The following is a 26,451-nucleotide window of genomic DNA, read 5'->3' as shown; positions in this document are numbered from 1 at the left end:
GGGGCAGCGGTTGCGGTGGTGTCCACGCTCACACCTCCCGCGCTTCGAAGTCGATGCGCGGATCGACCAGCATATAGGTGAGATCGGAGAGGAGACCGATCAGCAGGCCCGCCAGCGAGAAGATGTAAAGCGTGGCGAACACCACCGGATAGTCGCGGTTCAGCACGCTCTCGAAGCCCAGCAGGCCGAGCCCGTCCAGCGAGAAGATGGTCTCGATCAGCAGCGAGCCGGTGAAGAAGGCCGAGATGAAGGCGCTCGGGAAGCCGGCGATCACGATCAGCATGGCATTACGGAACACGTGCCGGTAGAGCACCTTGCGCTCCGGCAGGCCCTTCATGCGGGCCGTGGTCACATATTGCTTGCGGATCTCTTCCAGGAACGAATTCTTGGTCAGCAAGGTCATGGTGGCGAACGCGCCGAGCACCATGGAGGTGAGCGGCAGCACCAGATGCCACGCATAGTCTCCGATGCGCTCCGGCCAGCTCATCTGCGCCCAGTTATCCGAGGTCAGGCCGCGCAACGGAAACCAGTCGAGGAAGGAGCCGCCCGCGAACAGCACGATCAGCAGGATCGCGAACAGGAAGGAGGGGATAGCGTAACCGACGATCACCACCGCCGACGTCCACACATCGAAGCGCGAGCCATCGCGCATGGCCTTGGAGATGCCGAGCGGGATGGAGATGGCGTAGGTGAGCAGCGTCATCCACAGCCCGAGCGAGATGGAAACCGGCAACTTCTCCTTGATCAGCTCAAGCACCGAGATGTCGCGGAAATAGGAGCGGCCGAAGTCGAACCGGGCATAGTTCCAGATCATCAGCGCAAAACGCTCGGCCGGCGGCTTGTCGAAGCCGAACTGCTTCTCCAGCTCCTTGATGAAATTCGGATCAAGGCCCTGCGCGCCGCGATACTTCGAGGCATCTGCCCCGCCGCCGCCCGCACCGGGGGCCGCCGCGCCGCCGGCAAAATCGCCGCCGCCGCCGGACACGCGCGCCGTGGCGGACACGTCATCCCCGGTCAATTGGGCGATCACCCGTTCCACCGGGCCGCCCGGCGCGAACTGGATGATCACAAACGAAACCAGCATGATGCCGAGGATGGTCGGTACCATGAGCGCGAGGCGGCGGACGATATAAGCGAGCATCGGGTCTCCGGAACTGGATGGACCGTGCGGTATGAGAAGGCGCGGCGTCAACCGTCCTTTTGCGGCGTGGCAGGCGGCGCGACAGGAGCCGCGGCCGGTTCCGGCGTGTCCGGGCGACGCCACCATGTGTCCAGCGCGCCCCGGTCATATTTCGGCTTCACCGGCGGGCGCCCGAACACGTCCCAGTAGGCCAGCCAGAAGGACGCCTTGCTCCACTGCGGCACCCAGTAGTGCCCGGCTCGCAGCACGCGGTCCAACGCCCGGCAGGCGATGACGAGATCGGCCCGGTTCTGCGCGGCAAGGGCGGTCGCGATCAAAGTGTCCACCGTCTTGTCGGCGATGCCGGACAGATTGTTGGAGCCCGGCATGCGCGCCGCCTCGGAGCCGAAATAGGCGGAGAGTTCCTCACCCGGATTGAGCGATACCGAATAGCGCCGCACCACAACGTCGAAATCGAAATTCTTCAGCCGCAACTGATACTGGGCCGGATCGACGATGCGGAAGCTGCCGTCGATGCCCAGCACCTTCAGATTGGCGATGAAGCGTGAGGTGTGGCGTTCGAAACTGCCGTCGTCATCCAGAAACTCGATCTGGAACGGAGCCCCCTTGGCATCCACCAGACGGCCCTGCTGCACATTGTAGCCCGCCTCTTTCAGGAGCGTGGAGGCACGCCGAAGCAGCGGGCGATCCTGTCCCGAGCCATCGCTCACCGGCGGCACCACGGCCGTGCCGAACACGGCAGCGGGCAGCACCGCGCGGTGCGGCTCGAGCAGTTTCAGTTCCTCGGGCGAAGGCTCGCCCTTGGCCATCAGGTCGGAATTCTGGAAGAAGGACCAGGTGCGCTCATACTGGCCGTACATCAGGTTCTTGTTGGTCCACTCGAAATCGAAGGCCAGCCCGAGGGCTTCGCGCACGCGCGGATCGGCGAACTTCGGCCGGCGCATGTTGAAGAACCAACCCTGCGCACCGGAGGGCGTCTCGTCGGGCAGTACGTCGCGCTTCACCCGGCCGTCGTGGATGGCGGGGAAGTCATATTGGGTCGCCCAGGCGCGGGAGGTGAACTCCTCGCGGAACACGTAGGTGCGGGCCTTGAACGCCTCCAGCCCCACCTCGCGGTCGCGGAAATATTCAAAGCGTAGCGTATCGAAATTGTAGCGGCCCCGGTTCACCGGCAAATCGGCCCCCCAATAGGCCGGCACGCGATCATATTCGATGAAGCGGCCCACCTCGAACCGGCCCACCTTGTAGGGGCCGGAGCCGAGCGGCGGCTGAAGCGTCGTCTCCTCGAACTTCTGGGCCGCATAATAGGCCTTGGAGAAGATGGGCAGGGTGGCCGCATAGCTCGGCACGTCGCGCGGGCGGCCGGCATTGAAGGAGAGCACCACCGTGCCCTTGTCCTCGGCCTTGGCGCCAACGAACTCGCGCAGCGCCTGCCGGATGAGAGGATGCCCCTCGGTCTTCAGCGTGGTCAGCGAGAAGGCGACATCCTCGGCGGTGAGCGGCGAGCCATCATGAAAGCGCGCTTCCGGGCGCAGGCGAAAGCGGTAGGTGCGCCCCTCGTCCGAGATCGCCACCGATGACGCCACAAGCCCATAGACCGCGTCCGGCTCGTCGGCCGCGCGCACCATCAGGCTGTCGAAGATCAGCGCGATGCCCTGCGCCGCATCGCCGCGCAGAATGTAGCCGTTGAGCGAATTGAAGGTCTGGAACGACTGGTTATAGGCCGCCGTCGGTCCGATCTGCGAGAATACGCCGCCTTTGGGCGCGTCCACCTTCACATAGTCGAACTGCTTGAAGTCCGGCGCATATTTCAGCTCGCCGAAGGAGGACATACCGTGCCGCTCGACACCCTCGGGCACCGCGGGCGGCGGCACCTCGGCCCACGCGCCCGCCGGCCACAGGCCGGGCAGCAGGCCCGCCGCGCCGGCGCCGGCGGCGAGCCGCAGCACCGTGCGGCGATGCAGGCCCGCCTGCCTCACTGCGCGCCCCCGATCTTCGCGGCCTTGGCCGCATCCCACCACCAGATGTCCGGGAACTCGTAGGAGTATTGCGGCAGAACCGGCGGATGGGCGAAGCGGTCCCAGCGCGCCGTACGGCTGTAGCCGAAGGTCCAGGACGGGATGACGTAATCGTTCCACAGCAGCACGCGATCGAGGGCGTGGGTGGCGGCCACCAGTTGCGTGCGATCAGTGGCGTAGATCACCTTCTCGATGAGGGCATCCACGGCCGGGTTCTTGATGCCGGCATAGTTACGCGAGCCTTCGCGATCAGCGGATTCCGAGCCCCAATAATCGCGCTGCTCATTACCCGGCGAGAGCGACTGGCCCCAGCCGGTGATGATCATGTCGAAGTCGCGCGCCCGCACGCGGTTCGTATATTGCGAGGAATCCACAAGTCGAACCGACACCTGAATGCCGAGGCGTTCCAGCGCCGGCTTGTAGAACAGCGCCACGCGCTCGAAGGCCGGAGCCGCCAGCAGGATTTCCAGCGTGAAGGGCTCGCCCTTGGCATTCACCAGCTGACGCCCCTTCACCTGCCAGCCCGCCTGCTTCAGCAGGTCTGCCGCCTGCCGCAGGTTGGCGCGGCGGGACTGCTCGTCCGGATTTTCAGGATTGGTATAAGGCGTGGTGAAGACGCCCGGCGGCACCTTGTCCTTTACCCCGTTCAGGATGTCGAGCTCGGCCCCGGTGGGCAGGCCGGAGGAGGCCAGTTCCGTGCCGGAGAAGTAGCTCATGGTGCGCTTGTACTGGTCGAAGAACAGGGTGTGGTTCATGCCCTCGAAATCGAGCGCATAATTCAGCGCCCGGCGCACACGGGCATCCTGGAACTTCTCGCGGCGCAGGTTGGGGATGAAGGCCTGCATCTGGCCGACTGAGCGGTTCTCGAACAGCTCGAGCTTCACCTTGCCCTGCTGCTTGGCCGGGAAGTCATAGGCGGTAGCCCAGTTCTTGGCCGAGGTCTCCACGCGGAAATCGTACTGATCGGCCTTGAAGGCCTCCAGCTCCACCGTGTCGTCGCGATAGTATTCGTAGCGGATCTCGTCGAAATTATTCCGACCTACATTGACCGGCAGATCCTTGGCCCAATAATCCTTCACCCGCTCATAGACGATGGTGCGACCCGGCACGAAGGACTTGATCTTGTAGGCACCGGAGCCCAGCGGCGGCTCGAGGGTGCCCTGCGTGATGTCGCGCGGCTTGCCATTGGCGTCCGTGCCCGTCCACCAGTGCTTGGGCAGGATCAGCAGCTCGCCGACGATCTGCGGCAGCTCGCGGTTGCCGCCCTGATCAAAGGTGAATGTCACCTCGTGGTCGCCGGTCTTCGCCACGCCCTTCACGTGGCGATAGTAGAAGGCCTGGCCAGGATTGTTCTTGGTCAGCACCTCGAACGACCACACCACATCATCGGGTGTGATCGGCTGGCCGTCATGCCATTTGGCATTCGGGTTCAGACGATAGGTGACGGAGGAATAGTCTTCCGGGAAGCGTAAGCCATCGGAAATCAGGCCATAAGCGGTGGCCACCTCGTCCCGGGACTGGGTGGTGAGCGTATCGTAGATCTGGCTCAGGCCCGCGCCGGACGTGCCGCGTGGGATGATGAAATTGAAGCTGTCGAAGGTCCCGTCCGCCGACAGGCGCACCGTTCCGCCCCTGGGGGCCTCCGGGTTCACATAGTCGAAATGCTTGAAGCCGTCCTTGTACTTGGGCTCGCCCATGAGCGAAGTCGCGAACCGGAACGGACCCGGCGCCGGTTGCGCCAGCGCGGGCGTGGCGCAGGCGAGGAAAGCGGCGGCGAGAGCGAGCCTGCGGACCTTCAGATGCATCGGGCACTCCGGACTGCGGCCGCCCGAAAAGGGCAGCGCGAAACGTGAACGGGCATAACACCCCTGACGCCGGGGCAGAAACAAGGCACCGGCGTGCCTCCGCGACCTCAGGAGTGCGATCCTGCACGTCTTTTCCCGTGCGCGCACAAGAAAATGGGCCGGTCCCTCGAGGAACCGGCCCATGCTGTGACAATCGCGTGAGGCGGAAGAGCCCTCGAACCAGCGGCCTTACTTGGCCGCCTGCGGCAGCGGCAGGGGGCTGTGCGACAGCGTATTCAGATAGGCAATGAGGTCCGCCCGCTCCGTCTCCTTCGGGATGCCCGCGAAGGCCATGGCGGTGCCGGGGATGTCTCCCTTCGGATTGGTCAGGAAGGCGTTCAGCTCGTCGAACGACCAGTCGCCGCCCTTGGCCTTCATGGCGGCGGAATAGGAGAAGCCCGCGACGCTGCCCTTGGCGCGGCCGACCACCGCATAGAGGTCCGGCCCCACCTTGGCGCCCGCGCCTTCGGTGAAGTTGTGGCAGGCGCCGCAGCGCTTGGCCACGGCCGCCCCCTTCTCGGGCGAGGCCTTCGGCAGCAGTTCGGCGATCGGCACGGCGGCGGCCTTGGCCGGCCCGGCGGCGGCAGCCCCGCCTTCTTCCTTGACCGCGATCTCGTAGCCCGGCTTGGCCGGGGCCTCAGGGGTGAAAAGGATTTCGGAAACGATCCCCAGACCGAGGGTCAAGGTCAACGTGCCCAGCACTGCGCCCGCGATTTTGTTTAATTCGAAACTGTTCATCGACGCTTCGCTCCCTGGAGCTTCATTCTTCGTCGCAAATGCGCATAGGCTAAGGGTTCGCGGGTTCACGTCTGTGGCCGCAGTTTGGAACTAATCACTTTGATTGGGGCCGTGCAACCCGTATAAGGCGCGCCCCAATGCCACGCTGCGGTGCACATTTCGCGGCTGATTCATGCCGAGGGATCCTTCATGTCCACCGCCCCTTCCGACGTTCTGGTGCTTATTCCGGCACGCATGGCGGCCAGCCGGCTGCCCGGCAAGCCGCTGGCCGATGTCGGCGGGCGGCCCATGATCGTGGAGGTCGCGCGACGAGCGGTCGCAGCCTCCATCGGCCGCGTCGCGGTCGCCACTGACACCGCGGAGATCGCCGATGCCGTGCGCGCCGCCGGCTTCGAGGCGGTGATGACCCGTCCCGATCACCCCTCCGGCTCCGACCGCATCTTCGAGGCGCTCGGCACGCTCGACCCTGAGGGCAAGGTGCAGATCATCGTAAATGTGCAGGGCGACCTGCCCACCATCGCGCCGGAAACCATCCGCGCCGCCCTCGCCCCGCTCGCCGAAGGACCGGCCGACATCGCCACCCTTACTGCCCTCATCACCGAGGCAGGCGAGCGCACCGACCCCAACGTGGTCAAGGTGGTGGGCACGCCGATTGCGCAGAACCGCCTGCGGGCGCTCTATTTCACCCGCACCACCGCGCCCTTTGGCGAGGGGCCGCTCTATCACCACATCGGCCTCTATGCCTATCGCCGCGCCGCGCTGGAGCGCTTCGTGGCGCTGCCGCCCTCTCCGCTGGAACAGCGCGAGAAGCTGGAGCAGCTGCGCGCGCTGGAAGCCGGCATGCGGATCGACGTCGCCGTGGTTGACGCGGTGCCGCTGGGGGTCGATACGCCGGAGCATCTGGCCCGCGCGAAAGCGCTGCTGGCCAGCCAGAAGACTTGAGGAGACGACAGGTATGAGCGGCCGCATCGTGTTTCAGGGCGAACCGGGTGCCAATTCCCACATCGCCTGCCGGGAAGTCTTCCCCGATTGCGAGGCGGTGCCCTGCCCCACCTTCGAGGACGCCTTCATCGCGGTGGAGAGCGGCAATGCCGAACTCGCCATGATCCCCATCGAGAACACGGTGGCCGGCCGCGTGGCGGACATCCACCATCTGATGCCGCGCTCGCATCTCCAGATCGCCGGCGAGTTCTTCCTGCCGCTGTCGCACCAGCTCATGGGCGTGAAGGGCTCCAGCCTCTCCACCATCAAGACGGTGCAGAGCCACGTGATGGCGCTCGGCCAGTGCCGCAAGGCCATCCGCACGTTGAATCTCAAGGCCGTAGTCGGCGCCGACACCGCCGGCTCGGCCCGCGAGATCGCCGATGCGCAGGACGTCACACGCGCCGCCATCGCCCCCCGCCTTGCCTCCGAGATCTACGGCCTCGACATCCTGGCCGAGAACATCGAGGACGAGGCCCACAACACCACCCGCTTCGTCATCCTGAAGCGCGAAGCGGACTGGGCACCGGCCGGCAACGGCCCGGTGATGACTACTTTCGTGTTCCGGGTGCGCAACGTGCCGGCCGCGCTCTACAAGGCGCTCGGCGGCTTCGCCACCAACGGCGTGAACATGACCAAGCTGGAGAGCTACCAGCTCGACGGCGAGTTCACTGCCACCCAGTTCTATGCCGACGTGGACGGCCATCCCGACGACCGCGGCCTGAAGCTGGCGCTGGAGGAACTGGCCTTCTTCTCCCGCGAGGTCCGCATCCTGGGCGTCTATCCGGCCCATCCCTTCCGCGTCACCCGCTCGCCGAAGGCCGAGGACTGAACGGGACGCTCAGTGGTCGAAGCGCAGGGCGATGCGCGCCTTGCCGCTCACTGTCCGGCCGAAGGTCACACGGTCGGACAGACGCTTGATGAGATAGGCGCTGAAGGCCGCCACCTCAGCGGGTTCGCCCAGCAGCGCCTCGGGCGCGGGGCGTACCTTCGGCGCCTCCATGACTTCGCCGTCATAGAGCAGATAGACGTCGAGATGGGTCTCATCGAAGCGGGCCCGCAATTCCACGTCACCGGCCGCGATGTCGTTGTCCAGCAGCACCTCCAGCGCCTGTGCACCCACGGGAATGGCAGCCGAGATCACGTCGCGCCGGGCGCCCCACAGGTCGCCCTGCCGCTCCAGAAAATCGCGCACGGCTTCGAAGCTATTGGCACCCGGCCGCACCGCGATCCCCGCCTCGCGGGAGATGCCGAGCCGGAACAGCAGGTTGAGCAGGATCGCGACGATGGTTCCCAGGCTCATCGGCGTGGACACCAGCGGCTTGAGCCACAGCGGGAACTGGTCGCGGATCGGCAGCAGCGCCACGGAGAGGCCCGCCAGTATGGACAGGCCCACCAGAAACACCCGGCGCTCGGACAGGCGGCGGGACAGGATCAGCTCCATGCCCGCCACCAGCAGATAGGCGGTGGTGTAGAGCAGGATGCCGCCGATCACCGGCGAAGGGATGAGCGTCAGCGCCACGATCAGCTTCGGAAAGAAGGCGGTGGCGAAGATGAAAGCCCCCGCCGCAACACCGATGATCCGCGCGGTAGCGCCGGTGGCGAAGGCAAGCCCCACGGCCGAAGACGACAGGCCCGAGTGGAAGCCGGAGGTCAGGCCGTTCAGCACATTGGCGATGCCGCAGGTGGTCACTGCCCGCTCGGCCGCGCGCATGTCCGCCCGCCGCCAGTCGGCATCGTTCATCTTTTCCAGCGAGACGGTGACGCTGAGCACGTCCACCAGATTGAGCAGCACCATCACCGCCACCAGCGGCAGCAGGCTGGGCTCGATCCGGAACGCGGGCAGGTGCAGCTCCGGCAGGGCGACCAGCGGGGCGGCCGACAGCAGCGCCTCCGCCCCGGCCCGTTCCAGCCCGAGCAGGACGGCGAGCCCCCAGCCCGAAGCGGCCCCGATCAGCACCGCGAACAGCTTGATCCGGCGCGGCGCGAAGATGGCGATGCCGACGATCAGCGCCACGGTCAGCATGCTGACCAGAGCCGAGGCATGGTCCACCTGAACACCGCGACCGTCGATGCCGAGCGCCCGCCGGAGCGCCGGCTCGGCCAGCGAGATGCCCAGCATCACCACCGCCACGCCGCAGACTTCCGGCGGCAGCAGCACCCGCAGCGGCCGCACGATGCGGGCCACGAACAACTGGCAGGTGCCGAGCAGCAGCGTGGTCGCCGCCATCAGCCCCACCCCGCCGAGCGCCAGTGTCTGGATCGCCAGCGGCATGGCGCCGGGGGACGGCACATGCACCACCAGATAGCCGCTGCCGAAGCGGGTGCGCACGCATTGCAGCATGGTGGCGAGGCCGATGCACATGGCGCAGGCGGTCAGCACCGAATTGGTCTCGTGCTGCGACAGGCCGCTCTCGGTGGCCACCACCAGCGGATAGATGAGGAAGGTGAGCGCCAGCATGGCGTGCTGGGCCGACAGCGCTACCAGCGCGCCGGCCGGCACCTTGTCGTCGAGCCCGTAGACGAGGCCCACCGGGCGGCGGCGCGGGCGCGGGATGTTGCCGGGATCGAGCAGCACCAGCCGGCGCAGCAGCCCGACCAAGCCTGCGGAGGCCCGGCGCGGGGCATCCGGCCCCTTGTGGTTCGCCATGGTCATGCCCGCACCATCGGCCGGCTACTCCCTTTGGTCGGCGCGTCCCGACGGACCTTGAAGCACGAGAGGCGGATTCACGGTTCAGATTAATCTGAACCGATCCGGCTCTAGGCCGTCTCGCCTTCCACGAAAGCACGGATCAGGTGATGGGCGATCGCATTGGGCGGCGGAACGAAAAGCCCGCCGGCATGGGTACGCGTCAGCATCTGCGCCGCCTCCGCGCGGTCGAACCAGCGTGCGTCGTCCAGCTCGGTGGCATCGATAGTGATGTCCGTGGAGGTGGCCTCGGCGATGCAGCCGATCATGAGCGACATGGGGAAGGGCCAGGGCTGCGCCTTCAGATAGCGCACCTTGCCGGAGGTGATGCCCGCCTCCTCAAGCGTCTCGCGCCGCACCGCATCCTCGAAGGTCTCGCCCGGCTCCACAAAGCCGGCGAGGCAGGACCACATGTTGGGCGCGAAGCGCGGCGAGCGCCCGAGCAGGCAGCGGTCGCCGTGATAGGTGAGCATGATCGCCACCGGGTCGGTGCGCGGAAAATGCTGGCCGCCGCAGGACGGGCAGTCCCGCCGCCAGCCGGCCTCGATCATCTTTGTCGGAGTGCCGCAATTGGAGCAGAAGCGATGGCGCTGATGCCAGCCGGCCAGCGCCTTGGCACAGGCGAAGGGGCCGAGATGGTCCGCCGCCACGAGGCCGCCCACCGCCACCGACCGCAGATCGGAGACGAAGAGGCCCGTGGCCTCCAGCCGCTCGCGATTCTCGGGCGGGAAGACGAGCCCGAAGCGCGGCGCCTCGCCGGCGAGGCCGAGGAATAGCGGCTCGGTGCCGCCTGCGGCCCGTGCCTCGTCCATGGTGAACAGGGGGTCGTGGCCGCCCGCCTTGGTGTCATCTGGCTTCAGCGCGACCAGCTCGCCACCGAGCAGGTAGGCCCGCGCATCGTCACGGCGGGCCAGCGCCTCGGCATCCCGACGCCGGTGCGCCGCCCGGTCAAGCGGGCTGTCCACATAGCCGAGGGTGGGCCTGAGGCCGAGTTCGAAGAAGGAGGATGAGGGCATGAGATCTGAGCTGGGGACGCCTCCGGGGACGGTCGCACGGGATATATCGCGAGGCAAGTGACCCCGGCGCGACGCTTCCCTCAGAGGCCGAGTGCCGTCTTGAGCCTGGCTTCCAGCGCCGCTCGCTCGCCCGGCTCATAGGGTTCGCGCGGTCCGGTGCCGAACACCGGGCCGGGCCAGGCCGCGTCTCCGGCAGCGCGACCGACGATGTGCACATGCAGCTGCGGCACCACATTGCCCAGCGCCGCCACATTGAGCTTTTCCACGCCGCCGATCGCCTTGAGGGCGGATGAGACGGTGGCGATCTCTTCCATCAGCAGCGCCCGGTCTTCGGCCGGCAGGTCGATGATCTCAACCAGCCTTGCACGGGCAGGGATCATCACCAGCCATGGAAAGCGGGCGTCGTCCACAAGCCGCACATGGCAGAGCCTGAGATTGCCGAGGGCGGGGCCATCGGCGGCGAGGCGGGGGTCGAGGGCGAACGAATCAGTCATCCCCGGACTTCACTCCGCGCCCTGTCCGGCGGCAAGAGGCGGCACGGTCATGGCGAGGCTGGGGATAGCGGGGTGAACGCCCCCCTTGCCAAGCGGCCTTTAGGCGACGATATAGGGGCCGGGAGGTTGGCGGTGGACGAGCCACTCGCCAACCGGGTCAGGTCCGGAAGGAAGCAGCCCCAACGAGCCCGTCTCGGGTCTCTGTCCAGCCTCCCACCTTCTCCACATGTCTTCGGATATTTTCCGGGCGCGGGTACCGCGATCCCGGCGGGGACGCAGGCCGCCCCTACGCATCCCCGCGCGAAATGCTATGTAAGCGGCATGAGCGCCGATGCCCCCGAGGACATGCCCGAACTGGACATGCCCGCCTTCGATCTGACCGTCCCGGACCAACCGAAGCGGCCGCCCCCGGCTGCCCCGGAGGCCGAGCCTGCCTTGCTGGGGCTCGACCTGCCAGCCCCGACCACACCGGCCGTTGCGACGCCCGCTCCCGAAACGACCGCTCCCGAGGCCCCTGCGCCCGCAGGACCGGCTCCCGAAGCGCCTGTTCCGGCTGCGCCTGCTCCAGTTGAAGCCGTCACCCCGCCTGCCGCGCCGGTCGAGGCATCAGTGCCCGTCGCCGCCCCCCCGCAGGCGGCCGCCACCCCACCGGCAGCCCCAGCGCCTGCAGCCGCCACGCCCTATCGCGTGCTGGCACGCAAATACCGGCCGCAGAATTTCGACGACCTGATCGGCCAGGAAGCCATGGTCCGCACGCTCTCGAACGCATTCGCGTCGGGGCGGATCGCGCAGGCCTACATCCTCACCGGCGTCCGCGGCGTGGGCAAGACCACCACCGCACGCATCCTCGCCCGCGCGCTGAACTACGAGCCCATGGAAGGCGGCGGCGGGCCGTCGCTGGACCTCTCCGTGCTCGGCAAGCACTGCAAGGACATCATCGAATCCCGCCATGTGGACGTGATGGAGATGGACGCCGCGTCCAACACCTCCATCAACGACATCCGCGAGATCATCGACGGTTCGCGCTATCGCCCGGTGATGGCCCGCTACAAGGTCTACATCATCGACGAGGTGCACATGCTCTCCACGGCAGCCTTCAACGGGCTGCTGAAGACGCTGGAAGAGCCGCCCGAGCATGTGAAGTTCATCTTCGCCACCACCGAAATCCGCAAGGTGCCCGTCACCGTGCTCTCGCGCTGCCAGCGTTTCGACCTGCGCCGTGTGGAAGCGGGCACGCTGGCTTCCCACCTGTCCAAGATCTGCGCCAAGGAAGACGTCACCGTGGATGCGGAGGCGCTCTCCATCGTCTCCCGCGCGGCGGAAGGCTCGGTGCGCGATTCGCTCTCCCTGCTGGATCAGGCCATCGCCCATGGCGGCGGCACCGTGAGCGGCGAGGAAATCCGCCGTCTGCTGGGCCTTGCCGACAAGGCCCGCGTCATCGACCTGTTCGACGCGCTCATGCGGGGCGACATGCCCCGCGCGCTGGGCGAGTTCCGCGACCAGTATGATGCCGGTGCCGATCCGGCGGTCATCCTCACGGACCTGGCCGAATTCACCCATCTCGTGACCCGGCTCAAGATCGTGCCGTCCAGCGCCGAGGACGCCTCGCTGGTGGAAGCCGAACGGCTGCGCGGCAAGGAGATGGCCGAGGGCCTGTCCATGCGCGTGCTCTCGCGGACATGGCAGATGCTCTCCAAGGGCATCACCGAGGTGCAGCAGGCGGCCAAGCCGGCGCAGGCAGCGGAAATGGTGCTGGTGCGCCTCGCCTATGCCAGCGACCTGCCGACCCCGGACGAAACCCTGCGCAAGCTGAAGGACATGCCCACTGACGGCGGCAGCGCCCCCGGCCCGTCTTCCGGCGGCGGCGCACCGCCCCCCGGCCCGGTCGCCATGGCGGCCGGCGGCGGCGGCGCTCGCCTTGCCATCGCGGCCCGCTCCGAGCCCATGCCGCAGCGCGCGCCCCAGCCGGCGGCGGTGGCCGGTCCGCAGCTCCGGACCTTCGCCGACGTCGTGGCGCTCGCGGTGCAGAAGCGCGACCTGCTGCTGAAGCACGCTCTGGAGACCAACGCCCGTCTCGTGCATTTCGAGGAAGGCCGCATCGAGCTGGCCATCACCGAGGGTGGCGACCCCAACCTCGTGCAGACCCTCGCCCGCAAGCTGCTGGAATGGACCAGCCGCCGCTGGCTGGTGTCGCTGTCCTCCAAGCAGGGCGCGGCCACCATCGCCGAGGTGGCGCAGGCGCGGCGCGAGGAACGCGAGGATGGCATCCGCGCAGATCCGCTGGTGGCCGCCGTCCTGGCGCACTTCCCCGGCGCGCAGATCACCGACGTGCGCACCCGTGAGGATGTGGCGGTGGAAGCCCTCGCGCCGATGGAGGAAACCGGGGCAGACGACGGGTCCGACGATGACGAGGGGCTCTCGCCCTTCGACTGATGAGAGGCCAGTTCAGGCCTGAGCCGGACTGGACACGGCGCCCCATCCCGCTCTAACCACCGCCAGACACCATCCATTGCAGTCGAGGAGACCCTGATGAAAGACCTCATGGGCATGATGAAGCAGGCCAAGGAGCTTCAGGGCCGCATGCAGCAGATGCAGGAGGATCTGGAGAATATCGAGGTGGAGGGCGCTTCCGGCGGCGGGCTCGTCACCGTGCGTGTCACCGCCAAGGGCGCCACCAAGGCAGTGCGCATAGATCCCAGCCTCATGAAGCCCGAGGATGTCGAAATCCTGGAGGACCTGCTGGTCGCCGCTCTGTCGGACGCCCGCGCCAAGGCCGAAAAGGTGATGGCGGAGAAGATGCAGGACCTCACCGGCGGCCTGCCCCTCCCACCCGGCCTGAAGCTGTTCTGAGCCGGAGCGATCGCGCCCCCTCAGCTCACCGGCTGGCGGGGATCGGCCTTGCGCGGATCGTACAGCAGGCCGGCCTTCAGGCTGTCCGCCATGCGCTGGGCCTTCTCGTCGAACTGCGCCGCCACTTCGGGCACGAACAGTTCGGCGGTGGTCTCCTGCCACAGCACCAGCCAGTCTCCGAACAGGCTCGCATCCAGCGCCAGCGTGGCGTGGGTCACGAACGGGCTGCCCTTGTAGCGCCCGCTGCGCAGCATGATGGACGACCAGAAGGCATAGAGCGTGGACATGTGCCGCGGCCAGTCGTGCACGGCGGCGACGAAGACCGGCCCCAGCCGCTCATGGGCACGGGCGCGGGCATAGAAGCGATCCACCAGTTCGGCGATGGTCGCCTCGGTGATCTGCGTGTGTCTGGAGATCAGCACGTCCGTCATGAGGCGAGCACCTGCTGGTCGGCGGCGCCGCGTCCCTCCACCAGAACCGCGATCAGTTCCGCCTGGCTGACGATACCGGCGAGCTGCCCGTTGGCATCCACCACCGGAATGTGGTGCAGGCCGCTGGACGACATGAGCGGCACCAGCGCCGCAATGCGGGTTTCGGCGGTGACCGCCTGAACGGGCGTACTCATGATTTCCCTCACCACGCCATCGGGCGCCCGGCCGGCATGCAGCGCCGCGCGCATCCGTCGCCCGAGGCCAAGGCGCGGCCCCTTGCGATCCCAGTTCACCTTGTCGAGCAGGTCGGTCTGGGTGAGTACCCCGACCACGCCGGCAACGTCATTGGTGACCGGCAGGACCTTGGTCCGGCCGGAGCGGAGCAAGTCTAGCGCATCGAGGATCGGCGTGTCGGGCGAGACCGCCGGCACGTGCCGCGTCATGATGTCCGCGCAGGTGAGCCCGCCGGAGCGGCGATCGAAAGCGCGCACCTGCGCCCGCTGCACCACATCCTCCAGCGCCGCCGGGTCGATATCCATCACCTGATCATATTCCCTCAGCGCAGCCACCACATCCTCGTGGGAGAATCCGAGGCGAGCCGACTGGGGCTCGGGCGGGGAGGCCGCCGGCCGGGCGGCGAGCGTCGCGGGGTAGGGCCGGCGGGTGAGGTTGTTATAGGCCACCGCAAGGACCAGCAGGATCAACGAATTCACCCCCACCGGCCACAGCACGAAGCCATAGCCGAGCGATGTGACCGCCGGCCCGCCGAGCGCGGCGGTCAGCGCCACGGCGCCGCTCGGCGGATGCACGCAGCGGAACGCCAGCATCAGCGTGATTGCCGATCCGACGCCCGCGGCGCCGGCGAGAAACGGATCGTGGATCAGCAGCGCCGCCGTCACCCCGGCTAGCGAGGCGACGAGATTGCCGCCCAGCATGGACCAGGGCTGCGCCAGCGGGCTCGCGGGCACGGCGAACAGCAGCACGGAAGACGCGCCCATGGGAGCAATCAGCAGCGGCACCGCCGTATCCGCGCCCAGCGCGAGTCGGGTCACGAGCGCCGTCAGGAACAGGCCGATGAGAGCGCCGACGCCCGCACGCACCTGCTCGGTGCGGCTGACAGGCCCAACGGCCGGCAGGAAATGCCTGAACAGCGCGGCCATATGGCCCTCCCATGCGTGTTGATCTTGTTTGTGCGCATTTCATTAGCAGAGCGCCCGCGAAATGGGCAACAGCTGGCATACCACATGCCAGATCGCTCTCACGTGCATGGCTCGTCCGCCTGCGGTTGGCGTGGAGCGTCGGGCGCGCTACATGACGGGTTCAACCGTCCGAGTGGTTCCGCTCATGCCGCGTGCCGTCGCAGGCCCCGAAATCGAACGCCTCATCCAGCTTCTGGGTCGCCTGCCAGGCCTCGGGCCGCGCTCGGCGCGTCGGGCCACGCTGCATCTGATCAAGAAGCGCGAGACGCTGATGGCCCCGCTCGGCCTCGCCCTGCAGGACGTACTGGGCAAGATCGTCGAGTGTCAGGTGTGCGGGAACGTGGACGTGCGCGATCCCTGCACCGTATGCACCGATCATCATCGCGAGCCGGGTGTCATCGTCGTGGTGGCTGAGGTGGCGGACCTGTGGGCGCTGGAACGTGCCAACGCCATTAACGCGAAGTATCACGTGCTGGGCGGCGTGCTCTCGCCACTGGACGGGGTCGGACCGGACGACCTGAATCTCACCAAGCTGGTGACACGCGTCGGGGCGGGCGGCGTGGAGGAGGTGATCCTCGCGCTGGGCGCCACCGTGGACGCCCAGACCACTGCCCATTACGTCACCGACCTCCTGCGGGAGACCGGCGTGAAAGTGACCCGTCTCGCCCATGGCGTGCCGGTGGGCGGCGAACTGGACCATCTGGACGAGGGCACGCTCTCCGCCGCCATCCGCGCACGTACGGTGCTCTGACTTTCAGGCCCCACGGCAGCCTCTGCAACCGCTGCAATCTGTGATTGCAGGGAACGATCGGGGGTGTGATCATCCCGGCTTGCAGAGCTCGTGATAAGCCGGGGGGCACACATGAACCCGTTGATCGGTATCGCTGCCGCTGTCTTTCCCGACATTCTCAGACTGATCGCCAGTGACCGGCAGGGCGACATCGCCCGGCAGGTGATCTCCTCCGTGCAGGCCGCAACCGGCACCGACACGCCCGCAGCGGCCCGGCAGGCGCTGGAGGATCCCGCCACGGCCGCCGCATTGCAGGCCCGCCTCGCGGAGATCGCGCTGGAGCAGCACAAGGCCACTCTCGCCGCGCAGCTGGCCGCGGACGCCAACGATCTGCGCCGGGACGAGGTCGCCAACCTCAACACCTTCAACGCCCGGCAGACCCTTGAGCGCATGGTCAATGCGCGCCAGCCGGTGGCCTACACACCCTCCATCCTCTCCTACATCGTGGTGCTGGGTTTCTTCGCTCTGGTCTTCTGCATGGTCTTCGGCAAGTCGATCAATCCCAATCAGCAGTCGGAAACCGTCCAGCAGATCATCAACATCGCCGTCGGCGCGCTGGCCACCGCCTTCGCCACCGTCATCAATTTCTGGCTCGGCTCTTCGCTGGGGTCCCGCAACAAGGACTTCGCCATGGAGAAGAGCGTGGCGGTGGAACAGGTGAAGTCCGTCACCCCCGCCACGACCGAACCGCCACCCGCCACCCCATCGCCCCCCACACCTCCGGCGCCCCGGCCCGCCCCCGCAGGGCCTGCAACGCCTGCCGCGCCTTCAGGCCCCACCGCGCCGGCAGGCCCGCCTCCTTCCTCCCCGACCTCTCCCGCCCCAACCGCGCCCTCCGCGCCGCAGGCCGGGGGCGGCCCCCTGCTACGTGGAAAAATGTCCACCTTCGGCGGGCCGGCGGATACCGGCGTCTCGCCCCGGGAGGGCCTCGCGCTGGTCGAGCCGGAGGAAGTGGATGTGTTCGAGGGACTGTTTCTCGCCGACCAGCCGCCCGGAACCTCGGGCCTCGCCCGGCGGCTCGATCCTTCGGCCCTCTATGTGGCCTGCCGTTGGGACTACAAGCAGACCCCACGCAGCCTTCTGCAAAGGGCGAAGGTCATCGTGACGAACCCCGCCACCGGGAAGTCCGCAGAGGCGCGGCCCGTGGACTGGGGGCCTTCAGCGGGCACCGGCCGGGTCGCCGACCTCTCCCCCGGCCTTGCCGAATTACTCGGCCTCGCAACCGACGATGTCTGCCAGATCACCCTGCCATCCTCCGTCGCGCCGGCCGGACTGGCGCCCGCCGCGGTGCCTGCGAGCGATCTGCGCCTGCTGTCGCAAGCCCAGATCGAGGCCGCGTTCGGGCGCTTCAGATTTTCCGAGGCGGCCAATGGCGCCATCACTATTCTCGGCAACTGGACGCGGGATCACATCGTTGAGGTAGCGGTGCCGGAGCTAGCGCCTTTTCAGCGCTCCATCGAATGCCACACCCTCATCGCCCAGCCACTCAAGGATGCCTTCGCGGAAGTGGCCGCGCAGGGCCTGCTTGGCCATATCCAGGCGTGGGACGGCCTGTTCGTGCCCCGGCACAAGAGCTGGGATCCCTCGCGCAGCCTCAGCAGCCACAGCTGGGGCATCGCCTTCGACATCAACGCCCGCTGGAACGGCTACGGCAAGCAGCCCACGCCGGCCGGGCGTCTCGGATCGGTGATCGCGCTCGTGCCCATCTTCGAGAAGCACGGCTTCTACTGGGGCGGCCGCTTTTCTGGCGGCAGCATCGACGGCATGCACTTCGAATATTGCCGCACGGCGTGATCCGGTGTTCGCCGCGCGGCCCGTCCTCACGTCACGAGATCGAACCACTCGTCCTCGGTGATGGTCTTGACCCCCAGTGCCGTGGCTTTCTCCAGCTTGGAGCCGGCGCCGGGGCCGGCCACCAGCAGGTCGGTCTTGGCCGACACCGAGCCCGCAACCTTCGCGCCGAGCCGTTCGGCCATGGCTTTCGCCTCGTCACGGGTCATGCGCTCCAGTGAGCCCGTGAACACCACGGTCTTGCCCGTCACCGGACTTTGCGTGATCTTCAGCGTTACCGGCTCGACCTGTACTTCCTTCACCAAGTCGTCGAAGGCACTGCGGTTGTGCTCTTCGTCGAAGAAATCGATGAGCGAGTTCGCGGCCACCGGGCCAACGTCACTCATGTCGGCGAGATGCAGATAGTCCGGGCTCGGCTGCTGGGCGTGCGCCTTACGCAAGGCCGCACGGATGACGGCCTCGTCGCCATAGTGCGCCTTCAGCGTCTTGAGCTGGGTCTTGTTGGCTATGCCCGACAGCCCCACGTGCGTGTCGAATAGATCGTCGCTCGCCTTCGCCGACCACTCCAGCAGCTTGTCGCGGGTGATGGGGCCGACGCCCTCCAGCGCGGACAGCTCGTTCCAGTCCGGGCCCGGTCGACCGGCGGCGGCCTTATCCACCGCCTCCGCAAACGCCTTGGCATCCGGGAACATACGAGCCAGCGCCTTGGACGTGGTCTCGCCCACATGGCGGATGCCAAGCGCAAACAGAAAGCGGTCGAACGGCACGGTGCGCCGGGCGGCGATATTTTCGAGAAGATTGGTGACGGACTTGGTCGCGTCGTCCTTCCTGGGCGCCTTGGACTTGGCCTTGGGCTCTTCCAGCGGGAGAGCCTCGCCATTCTCGGCGGCCAGACGGGCGGCGGCGGCCTTCTCCTCCGCGCGCTTGGCGGAAGCCGCCTCGCGGTGCGTCTTCAATGTCTCGGAGATGTCCTCGAACGACAGGCGGAAGATATCCGCCGGGCGCTTGATCTGCCCGGCCTCGAAGAAGGACTGGATGTAAGCCTCGCCCATGCCCTCGATGTCGAAGGCGTTGCGGGACACGAAGTGGCGCAGCCGCTCTACCGCCTGCGCCGGGCAGATGAGGCCGCCGGTGCAGCGGCGGACCACATCCTGCTTGCCGGTCTTGGGATCGATCTCCTGCACCACATGGCTGTCGCAGACCGGGCAGCGGGTGGGGAACTCGAACGGCTTGGCGCCCGCCGGGCGCTTGTCCGCCACCACTTCCACCACCTGTGGGATCACGTCGCCGGCGCGCTGCACCACCACCGTGTCGCCCACCCGCACATCCTTGCGGGCGATCTCGTCGGCATTGTGCAAGGTGGCATTGGTCACAACCACGCCGCCCACCGTCACCGGGGCGAGGCGCGCCACCGGGGTGAGCGCGCCGGTGCGGCCGACCTGGATGTCGATGGCTTCCAGCACGGTGGTTGCCTGCTCGGCGGCGAACTTGTGGGCGATGGCCCAGCGCGGCGAGCGCGAGACAAAGCCCAGCCGCTCCTGAAGGTCCAGCCGGTCCACCTTGTAGACCACGCCGTCGATGTCATAGCCGAGCGAGGCCCGCTCGGCGCCGATCTTGCGGTAGTGCGCCAGCAGGCCGGCGGCATCCTTGACCCGCACGGTCAGGTCATTGGTGGGCAGACCGAAACGCTTGAATGCCTGCACCACCTCATACTGTGTCTTGCCGGGTGGGCCGGGCTCCGCCTGCCCCCAGGCATAGGCGAAGAAGCGCAGCGGGCGGGAGCGGGTAACTTCCGAATCCAGCTGCCGCAGGGAGCCCGCCGCCGCGTTGCGCGGATTGGCGAACAGGGGCTTGCCCGCCTCTTCCTGCCGGGCGTTGAGCGCGAGGAAATCCTGCGCGCTCATATAGACCTCGCCGCGGATGTCGATGATGTCCGGCACGCCCTCGCCGGTCAGTTCGTCAGGGATCTGCGAGATGGTCCGCACATTGGCGGTGACGTCCTCGCCCTGCGCGCCGTCGCCGCGCGTGGCCGCCTGTTTGAACCTGCCCTTCTCATAGCGCAGGGAGCAGGACAAACCGTCGATCTTGGGCTCGGCGGTGAAGGCCACCTCATCGCCGTCCGAGAGGTTCAGGAAGCGCCGCACGCGGGCCACGAACTCCTCCACCTCCTCGTCGGAGAAGGCGTTCTGGAGCGACAGCATGGGCACCTGATGCGCCACCTTGGCGAACTTCGCCGAGGGGGCCGCGCCCACCTTCTTCGACAGGCTCTCGTCTGTCTTCAGTTCGGGAAAGCGGGCCTCGATGTCCTCATAGCGCCGCCGCAGGCGGTCATAGTCCGCATCTGAGACGACCGGCGCATCGTCCTGATAGTAGCGCTCGTCATGGCTGGCGATCTCGGCCGACAGCGCGGCATGTTCATCCGCCGCGTCGGCGCGGGAGAGATCGGAGACGGGACGGTCACGGACGGGGAGCGGGCGGTTCTCGGTCATGCGCCTTTTTCCCCGATGCGGCCGGCAGCTTCAATGGGGAAGCCGATACCCATCCCCCATCACACCAGCCCCGCCGCCACATTCACCCCCAGCGCCAGCACGGCGGTGTTGAATACATAGGCGACGATCTGGTGCCCCAGCACGAGCCGGCGCAGGCGCTGGGAATTGATGCTCACGTCGGCGGTCTGGGAGGCAGTGCCGATGGTGAAGGAGAAATAGAAGAAGTCCCAGAAGTCCGGGCTCGCCGCGCCGGGAAAGGCCAGCATGGGCTTGGCATCGGCGCCCCGCCGGTAATATTCGCGGGCGTAATGCATGGCGAACGAGCCGTGGATGAAGGCCCAGGACAGGGCCAGCGTCCCCACCGCCAGAGCGATCTGCAACGCGCCGGGGCCATTGCCCCCCTTCACGCTGCCCGCCTCCTGAATCACCGCCACCAGACTCAAAAGGCTGGCGAGCAAAGTGATGATCAGGATCGCCACTGCGCCCTCATCCTCCTCCGCGGCCCTCTGCTTCACCCGCTCCGCCGTGCCGCCGGCCACCAGCATCAGGACCAGCACCAGCCACAATGCCGTGCCCACATCCCATGCCACGAGGAAACGGCCGGGGGAGGACAGCGTCGGCGTCACCAGATAGACGACCAGCGCCGCGAGCGTCGCCAGCAGCAGGCGCAGATGCAGCCGCAGCATGCGGTGCCAGAAGGAGAGCGGCGCGGGCGGGCGGTTGGTGGACATGGCAGGCGGCTCGTTCACGCAGGCGAAAGGGAGATCGTGCGTACGCTAAAGAAGCTGGATCGCGGCCGCGTTCCCGGCGTTGTTTCACGGCATCGTCTCTTAGCATCGGGCCGGAACGTCGCCTATGATGGCGGAAAGTATTGAAGGGGGAGGTTCGTCCATGTCCAGCATTGCACCCGTCCCCTCCGGCCTCACCACCACCCTCACCGCCATGCGGGCGGCCTGGGGCTGGTTCGTGGCCCTTGGTCTCGTCTTCATCCTGCTCGGCCTCGTCGCCCTCGGCCATCTGGTGGCCTCCACCTTCGCCACCGCGCTCTATGTGGGCGCCATGATTCTCGTCGGCGGCGTGGTGCAGGTGATCCACGCCTTCCGGGTGCGGGACTGGGGCCGCTTCACCGTGTGGCTGCTCTGCGGCCTGCTCTATGTGGTGGCCGGCGGCCTCGTCATGGCCCAGCCGCTGCTCGCCGCCGGCATCATCACGCTCATGATCGGGGTGGCCTGCGTCATCAACGGCGTATTTCGCATCGCCGCAGGATTCGGCGCCCGCGGGGAGGCCGGCTGGGGCTGGATCGTCTTCTCCGGCGCCACGACGCTGCTGCTCGGCGCTGTCATCATCGCCGGTTGGCCGGTGAACGGGCTGACGATCCTCGGCCTGCTCTTGGGGGTGGATCTGGTGGTCAACGGCATCGCCACGCTGCTGTTCGGCCTCGCCCTGCGCGGCGCAAAGGGCTGAGCCGTGGCGGAAGCTCGACGCGCACGCGGCGGCGACGGCGGCCGCACCGGCACGGTGGTCCGCCTGCCCATCCGGCCGCGCACCGCACCGGCCCCGCGTGATCTGCGGCTCGACTTCTTCCGTGGGCTGGCGCTCTGGCTGATCTATCTCGACCACGTGCCCGGCAACGTGCTGAATCTGGCCACCCTGCGCAATTTCGGCTTCAGCGATGCGGCGGAGATCTTCGTCTTCATCTCCGGCTATACGGCCGCGCTGGTCTATGGCCGGGTGATGCGCGAGCGCGGGGTGATCATCGCCTCGGCCCGCGTGCTGAAGCGGGCATGGACCCTCTACGTGGCCTTCATCTTCCTGTTCGTGGTCTATCTGGCGCAGATCGCCTATGTGGCGCAGCGGCTGAAAAACCCGCTCTATGCGGAAGAAATGAACGTGCTGCGCTTCCTGGATGAGCCGGACGTGACGCTCATCCAGGCGCTGCTGCTGCGCTTCAAGCCGGCCAATACCGACATCCTGCCGCTCTATATCGTGCTGATGGCCGCCTTCCCGCTGGTGCTGTGGGGCCTGACGCGGCGGCCGAACCTGACGCTCGTCCTCTCTGCCGCGCTCTACACCATGGCCCGCCTCATGGGCTGGAACTTCGCCGGCTGGCCGGCGGAGCATATGTGGGTGTTCAATCCGCTGGCATGGCAGTTGCTGTTCGTGTTCGGCGCATGGTGCGCCATGGGCGGGCTGGAACATCTGGAGCCCATCGTGCGCTCGCGGGCGGCCGTGGTGGCGGCCTGCGCCTTCCTCACAGCCTCGCTGTTCGTGGTACTGAGCTGGAGCGTGCCGGCGCTGGAAGGGCTCGTGCCCGACTCGGTTGCGGAGATCATCTATCCCATCTCCAAGACCGACCTCGCCTTACTGCGCTTCGCGCATTTTCTGGCTCTCGCCTTGGTGGTGGCGCATTTCGTGCCCATGGACTGGAGTTTCCTGCGCTCGAAACTGGCCAAGCCGCTGATCCTCTGCGGACAGCATTCGCTCGAGATCTTCTGTCTCGGCGTCTTCCTTTCGTTCGGCGCACAGATCGTTCTGGCAGAGATTTCCGGCCGGCTTTTGACCCATGTACTGGTCAGCGTCGCCGGAATCATTGCTATGGTTGCATTTGCCGCGCTTATGTCGTGGTATCAGGAGAATGAAAAGCGGCGCGGTCCGGATCGCGCCGCAGGGGGCACGTGAAGGCATGATCCGCAGGGTCCGGCCATTGCTGTTCGCACTCGCCACGGCATGCCTCATGCCGGGGATCGCCGGTGCGCAATCTGCAAGTCCCGCTGTCAGTCCATCGGCCGGTCCAGGCTCCACGGCGCCAGGCGCCGTTCCCGCACCTCCCGTCCAGCGGCGCAGCGCACCGGACTGCACGGCACCCGACCGCTATCTCAATCCCAAGAACCCGCTCCGGCGTTCGGCCGAGGCGGTGCGAAACAGCAAGCGCCTGCGGGTGCTGGTGTTCTCCAGCGTCCGCACGCCGGCCATCTCGGATGCGGTGGAGACCAAGCGCTATCCGGCCGCCCTCACCCCCGCACTCAAGGGACGCTATCCCGGCGTGGACGTGACGGTGGCCAACCAGATCGAACAACGCGCCGGCATTTCCGAGAGCCTGAAGGGGCTGCGCGGGGCGCTTGCGGCCAAGCCCTATGACCTCGTCATCTGGCAGCTCGGTTCCACAGACGTGCTGTCCGGCACGGACATGAATCTGTTCGAAGACAAGCTTAGCCGTGGCATTGCGGAAATCCGCGCACGGCAGGCGGACCCGATCATCATGAGCATGCAATACAGTCCGCGCACGGACTTCATGTTCGATCCGGCGCCGTACGTCCAATACATGCGCTGGACCGTAAAGACCGAAGGCGCGGGGCTGTTCAACCGTTATGATATCATGCGGTACTGGGTTGAGGACGGGATTTTCGACCTGTCTGAACTCCAGCCCGGCGCCAGCATCTTCGAGGATGTTCACCACTGCGTGGGCGAATTGCTCGCGCGCTATATCGCCAATGGCATCGCCGCGCCGGAGACCCAATGACCCGCCTGCGTCTCTCTCCCCTGTACCGTATCGGTCTCCTCGCGCTTCCGCTTCTTCTGCCCACCGGGGCCTTCGCCCAGCAAGGCCCGGTGTGCTCGACCGTGACCAGCCAGCCGGCAGTGCGCCTGCCGAAGGCGGCGGACAAGCTGGCCAAGACCAAGCAGCTCACCATCGTGACGCTTGGCTCTTCCTCCACGGCCGGTGTCGGCGCCTCATCGTCCTCCACCACCTATCCGGCGCGCCTGCAGGCGGAACTGAATGCCCGCTTCCCCGGCGCCACCATCACTGTGGTCAACAAGGGTGTGAATGCAGAGGATGCGCAGGAAAACATCCGCCGCATGGCCCGCGACGTGGCTACCGTGCAGCCGGATGTGGTGCTGTGGCAGGTGGGCACCAATGCGCTGCTGCGGCAGTTCGGCGTCGGCAACATGGCCGAGACGCTCAAGGCCGGCATCACGGAACTGCGTGGCTATGGCGCCGAAGTGGTGCTGATGGACCCGCAATATGCGCCGTGGGTGATCGTCGATCCCGACGCGCGGCCCATGGTCAAGCTGATCGCCGACGTGGGCCGGGACCAGAACGTGCCGGTGTTCAAGCGCTTCGCCATGATGGAGCTGTGGCATGAGCGGGACAAGATCAGCTTCCCGCAGATGAGCGCCATCGACGGCCTGCATGGCAACGATTTCGCCTATGACTGCCTCGCCCGCTCGCTGGGCTACAGCATGGCCATGGGCCTGCGGCCGGCCAACAGCCAGCCGGCGGTTGCCGCCAGCACGCAGGTGCCCGCCGGTCGCTGAGCCACGCTTCCGGACAAACAAAAAGGCGCGCCCCTCGCGGGACGCGCCTTTTCTCATTTCAGACCGGGCACCTTCAGACGATCAGGTCGCGCTTCTCGATCACCGTCGCATCGGGGCCAAGGCGGTAGACGATGGGTGCGCCGGTGGCGAGCTCGCGCTTCATGATGCCGGCCGGGCTCAGCTTCTCCAGCACCATCACCAGCGCACGGAGCGAGTTGCCGTGGGCGGCCACCAGCGTCTTCTCGCCGCGCAGCACGCTCGGCAGGATCTCCTGCACGAAGTAGGGCAGCACCCGCGCCACCGTGTCGCGCAGGCTCTCACCGCCCGGAGGGGGCACGTCATAGGAACGGCGCCACACATGCACCTGCTCCTCGCCGAACTTGGCGCGGGCATCGTCCTTGTTGAGGCCGGACAGGTCGCCATAATCGCGCTCGTTCAGCGCCTGATCTTCAATGGTCTTGAGGCCGGACAGGCCCATCTCTTCCAGCACCAGCTTGCAGGTACGCTGGGCGCGGCCAAGGGCCGAGGTATAGGCGAGATCGAAGGAAATGCCCTCGCCGGCCAGCAGCGCACCGGCCCGGCGGGCCTCGGTGACGCCCTGCTCGGTCAGGTCCGGATCGCGCCAGCCGGTGAAGAGGTTCTTGAGATTCCACTCGCTCTGTCCGTGGCGGACGAGGACGAGAAGCCGATCCATGGGCGTGATCCTTGCGTGACGCTAAGAGCGCCGCGCCCTCGGGGCGCGGAGCCGTGGGATAGGAAGCCGGCAACCCTTATCCGAGCGCCGGCCAAAACTCAAAGATGACGTAAGCTTGACTTCAGTCCGCGATACCGAGCACGTCGGCCATGGAATAGAGGCCCGGCTCCTTACCCACCGCCCAGCGGGCGGCAGCGAGCGCGCCATTGACGAAGATGCGACGATCCTCGGCCTTGTGCACCAGCTCGATACGCTCGGAGGGGCCGGCGAAGATCACCGCATGCTCGCCCACGACAGAGCCGCCGCGCAGGCTGGCAAAGCCGATGTCGCCCGGCCGGCGGGCGCCGGTCACGCCGTCGCGCGCCTTGGCGGTCCAGTCCGGCAGATGGATGCCGCGACCTTCCGCCGCCGCCTCGCCCAGCAGCAGGGCCGTGCCCGAGGGCGCGTCCACCTTGCGGGCGTGGTGCATTTCCATGATCTCGATGTCGAATTCGATGCCGAGAGCGGCAGACGCCCGACGGGTGAGGGCCGCCAGCACATTGACGCCGAGGCTCATGTTGCCGGACTTAACGATAGCGGTGCGCCGGGCGGCGGCCTCGATGGCGGCATTCTCCGCTACCGAGAAGCCGGTGGTGCCGATGACCATGGCCGTGCCGGTCTCGCCCAGCCGCTCCGCCAGCCGCACGGAGGCGCCCGGCGTAGAGAAGTCCACCACCACATCGGTGCCGTTGAGGTGGGTGGCCGCGTCGCTCTCCACCGCGATGCCCACGGCCTTCACGCCGGCCAGCACGCCCGCATCCTCACCCAGATGGCTGCTGCTGGCATGCTCCAGCGCGCCGGCGAGGGCGAGCCCGTCGCCCTTCAGTACCGCACGGAGCAGTTCCTGGCCCATGCGGCCGCCGGCCCCGTTGATCACCACCCGCAGATCGGACACTTGCAAACTCCTTCAGAACGCGCGCCCCCGGCGCG

The 26,451-nt window shown here is 67.3% G+C and carries 23 protein-coding genes and 1 other RNA gene; 11 read left to right on the top strand and 13 right to left on the bottom strand.

The window, feature by feature from the left end:
- Positions 1-28: 28 nt before the first annotated feature.
- The 4 genes from IEW24_RS20380 to IEW24_RS20365 form a co-directional block, all read right to left on the bottom strand.
- A complete protein-coding gene (locus IEW24_RS20380) occupies positions 29-1,141 on the bottom strand; it encodes a microcin C ABC transporter permease YejB (RefSeq protein WP_188582076.1) in 1,113 nt (370 codons plus the stop codon).
- A 47-nt stretch (positions 1,142-1,188) separates the two neighbouring features.
- Positions 1,189-3,120, bottom strand: a complete 1,932-nt coding sequence (locus IEW24_RS20375) for an extracellular solute-binding protein (protein ID WP_244644563.1) — start codon at positions 3,118-3,120, stop codon at positions 1,189-1,191.
- Entirely contained in the window at positions 3,117-4,964 is a 1,848-nt protein-coding gene (locus tag IEW24_RS20370; RefSeq protein ID WP_188582072.1) for an extracellular solute-binding protein, read from the bottom strand. The genes IEW24_RS20375 and IEW24_RS20370 overlap by 4 nt, the downstream gene beginning before the upstream one ends.
- Positions 4,965-5,192: 228 nt before the next feature.
- The gene (locus IEW24_RS20365) at positions 5,193-5,741 is read right to left on the bottom strand and encodes a c-type cytochrome (protein WP_188582070.1); all 549 of its coding nucleotides are present in this window, start codon (positions 5,739-5,741) and stop codon (positions 5,193-5,195) included.
- 189 nt (positions 5,742-5,930) lie between these two features.
- On the opposite strand from IEW24_RS20365, the gene IEW24_RS20360 reads away from it, so the two are divergent.
- Together IEW24_RS20360 and IEW24_RS20355 are read left to right on the top strand one after the other, a co-directional pair.
- Positions 5,931-6,683, top strand: a complete 753-nt coding sequence (locus tag IEW24_RS20360) for a 3-deoxy-manno-octulosonate cytidylyltransferase (RefSeq protein WP_188582068.1) — start codon at positions 5,931-5,933, stop codon at positions 6,681-6,683.
- 13 nt (positions 6,684-6,696) lie between these two features.
- Positions 6,697-7,554, top strand: a complete 858-nt coding sequence (locus IEW24_RS20355; protein ID WP_188582063.1) for a prephenate dehydratase — start codon at positions 6,697-6,699, stop codon at positions 7,552-7,554.
- Between the two features lie 9 nt (positions 7,555-7,563).
- Here the strand turns inward: IEW24_RS20355 and IEW24_RS20350 are convergent, their stop codons facing one another.
- The 3 genes from IEW24_RS20350 to IEW24_RS20340 form a co-directional block, all read right to left on the bottom strand.
- A complete protein-coding gene (locus IEW24_RS20350; RefSeq protein ID WP_188582062.1) occupies positions 7,564-9,378 on the bottom strand; it encodes a uracil-xanthine permease family protein in 1,815 nt (604 codons plus the stop codon).
- A gap of 104 nt (positions 9,379-9,482) precedes the next feature.
- Positions 9,483-10,427 (bottom strand): NAD(+) diphosphatase, encoded by a 945-nt coding sequence (gene nudC / locus IEW24_RS20345; protein ID WP_188582060.1) that lies wholly within the window; start codon positions 10,425-10,427, stop codon positions 9,483-9,485.
- An 80-nt stretch (positions 10,428-10,507) separates the two neighbouring features.
- Positions 10,508-10,921: an HIT domain-containing protein gene (locus IEW24_RS20340; protein WP_188582058.1), complete on the bottom strand. Its 414-nt coding sequence runs from the start codon at positions 10,919-10,921 to the stop codon at positions 10,508-10,510.
- A gap of 120 nt (positions 10,922-11,041) precedes the next feature.
- Between IEW24_RS20340 and ffs the strand changes: the two genes are divergently transcribed.
- From ffs to IEW24_RS20325, 3 genes are all read left to right on the top strand, one after another.
- Positions 11,042-11,139, top strand: an RNA gene (gene ffs / locus IEW24_RS20335) — signal recognition particle sRNA small type.
- 103 nt (positions 11,140-11,242) lie between these two features.
- Positions 11,243-13,354 (top strand): DNA polymerase III subunit gamma/tau, encoded by a 2,112-nt coding sequence (locus IEW24_RS20330; protein WP_244644562.1) that lies wholly within the window; start codon positions 11,243-11,245, stop codon positions 13,352-13,354.
- 96 nt (positions 13,355-13,450) lie between these two features.
- Entirely contained in the window at positions 13,451-13,771 is a 321-nt protein-coding gene (locus IEW24_RS20325; RefSeq protein WP_188582057.1) for a YbaB/EbfC family nucleoid-associated protein, read from the top strand.
- A 20-nt stretch (positions 13,772-13,791) separates the two neighbouring features.
- Here IEW24_RS20325 and IEW24_RS20320 read toward each other — a convergent pair whose 3' ends face one another.
- Positions 13,792-14,202: a group III truncated hemoglobin gene (locus IEW24_RS20320; RefSeq protein ID WP_188582056.1), complete on the bottom strand. Its 411-nt coding sequence runs from the start codon at positions 14,200-14,202 to the stop codon at positions 13,792-13,794.
- Positions 14,199-15,362: an HPP family protein gene (locus IEW24_RS20315; protein ID WP_188582055.1), complete on the bottom strand. Its 1,164-nt coding sequence runs from the start codon at positions 15,360-15,362 to the stop codon at positions 14,199-14,201. The genes IEW24_RS20320 and IEW24_RS20315 overlap by 4 nt, the downstream gene beginning before the upstream one ends.
- Before the next feature lie 184 nt (positions 15,363-15,546).
- Between IEW24_RS20315 and recR the strand changes: the two genes are divergently transcribed.
- Positions 15,547-16,152: a recombination mediator RecR gene (gene recR / locus IEW24_RS20310; protein WP_188582054.1), complete on the top strand. Its 606-nt coding sequence runs from the start codon at positions 15,547-15,549 to the stop codon at positions 16,150-16,152.
- A 111-nt stretch (positions 16,153-16,263) separates the two neighbouring features.
- The gene (locus IEW24_RS20305; RefSeq protein ID WP_188582053.1) at positions 16,264-17,985 is read left to right on the top strand and encodes a M15 family metallopeptidase; all 1,722 of its coding nucleotides are present in this window, start codon (positions 16,264-16,266) and stop codon (positions 17,983-17,985) included.
- A gap of 26 nt (positions 17,986-18,011) precedes the next feature.
- Here IEW24_RS20305 and ligA read toward each other — a convergent pair whose 3' ends face one another.
- Both ligA and IEW24_RS20295 read right to left on the bottom strand, forming a co-directional pair.
- Positions 18,012-20,471 (bottom strand): NAD-dependent DNA ligase LigA, encoded by a 2,460-nt coding sequence (ligA, locus tag IEW24_RS20300; protein WP_188582052.1) that lies wholly within the window; start codon positions 20,469-20,471, stop codon positions 18,012-18,014.
- Between the two features lie 59 nt (positions 20,472-20,530).
- Positions 20,531-21,202 (bottom strand): DUF1345 domain-containing protein, encoded by a 672-nt coding sequence (locus IEW24_RS20295; RefSeq protein ID WP_188582051.1) that lies wholly within the window; start codon positions 21,200-21,202, stop codon positions 20,531-20,533.
- Between the two features lie 160 nt (positions 21,203-21,362).
- Here IEW24_RS20295 and IEW24_RS20290 point away from each other — a divergent pair, with 160 nt between their 5' ends.
- Genes IEW24_RS20290 through IEW24_RS20275 form a run of 4 tightly spaced genes read left to right on the top strand, consistent with a single transcriptional unit; the run spans position 21,363 to position 24,788 of the window.
- Complete coding sequence (locus IEW24_RS20290; protein WP_188582050.1) at positions 21,363-21,935, top strand: HdeD family acid-resistance protein; 573 nt, start codon at positions 21,363-21,365, stop codon at positions 21,933-21,935.
- Positions 21,936-21,938: 3 nt separating this feature from the next.
- On the top strand, positions 21,939-23,150 hold the full coding sequence (locus IEW24_RS20285; protein WP_244644561.1) for an OpgC family protein: 1,212 nt from the start codon (positions 21,939-21,941) through the stop codon (positions 23,148-23,150).
- Positions 23,035-23,991 carry an SGNH/GDSL hydrolase family protein gene (locus IEW24_RS20280; RefSeq protein WP_188582136.1) on the top strand — a complete coding sequence of 319 codons (957 nt, stop codon included), beginning with the start codon at positions 23,035-23,037 and terminating at the stop codon, positions 23,989-23,991. Before IEW24_RS20285 ends, IEW24_RS20280 begins: the two co-directional genes overlap by 116 nt.
- Complete coding sequence (locus IEW24_RS20275; protein WP_188582048.1) at positions 23,988-24,788, top strand: SGNH/GDSL hydrolase family protein; 801 nt, start codon at positions 23,988-23,990, stop codon at positions 24,786-24,788. Before IEW24_RS20280 ends, IEW24_RS20275 begins: the two co-directional genes overlap by 4 nt.
- Positions 24,789-24,861: 73 nt before the next feature.
- Here the strand turns inward: IEW24_RS20275 and IEW24_RS20270 are convergent, their stop codons facing one another.
- Positions 24,862-25,482: a 2,3-bisphosphoglycerate-dependent phosphoglycerate mutase gene (locus tag IEW24_RS20270; RefSeq protein ID WP_188582047.1), complete on the bottom strand. Its 621-nt coding sequence runs from the start codon at positions 25,480-25,482 to the stop codon at positions 24,862-24,864.
- Positions 25,483-25,603: 121 nt separating this feature from the next.
- Positions 25,604-26,416, bottom strand: coding sequence for a 4-hydroxy-tetrahydrodipicolinate reductase (dapB, locus tag IEW24_RS20265; protein ID WP_188582045.1), 813 nt, complete (start codon positions 26,414-26,416; stop codon positions 25,604-25,606).
- Between the last annotated feature and the right edge of the window lie 35 nt (positions 26,417-26,451).

The organism is Azorhizobium oxalatiphilum, from assembly GCF_014635325.1.
In the GTDB taxonomy this organism is placed as follows: Bacteria; Pseudomonadota; Alphaproteobacteria; order Rhizobiales; family Xanthobacteraceae; genus Azorhizobium; species Azorhizobium oxalatiphilum.
The sequence above is the reverse complement of the archived record's forward strand: the minus strand, read 5'-3'. Positions and strand labels throughout refer to the sequence as shown.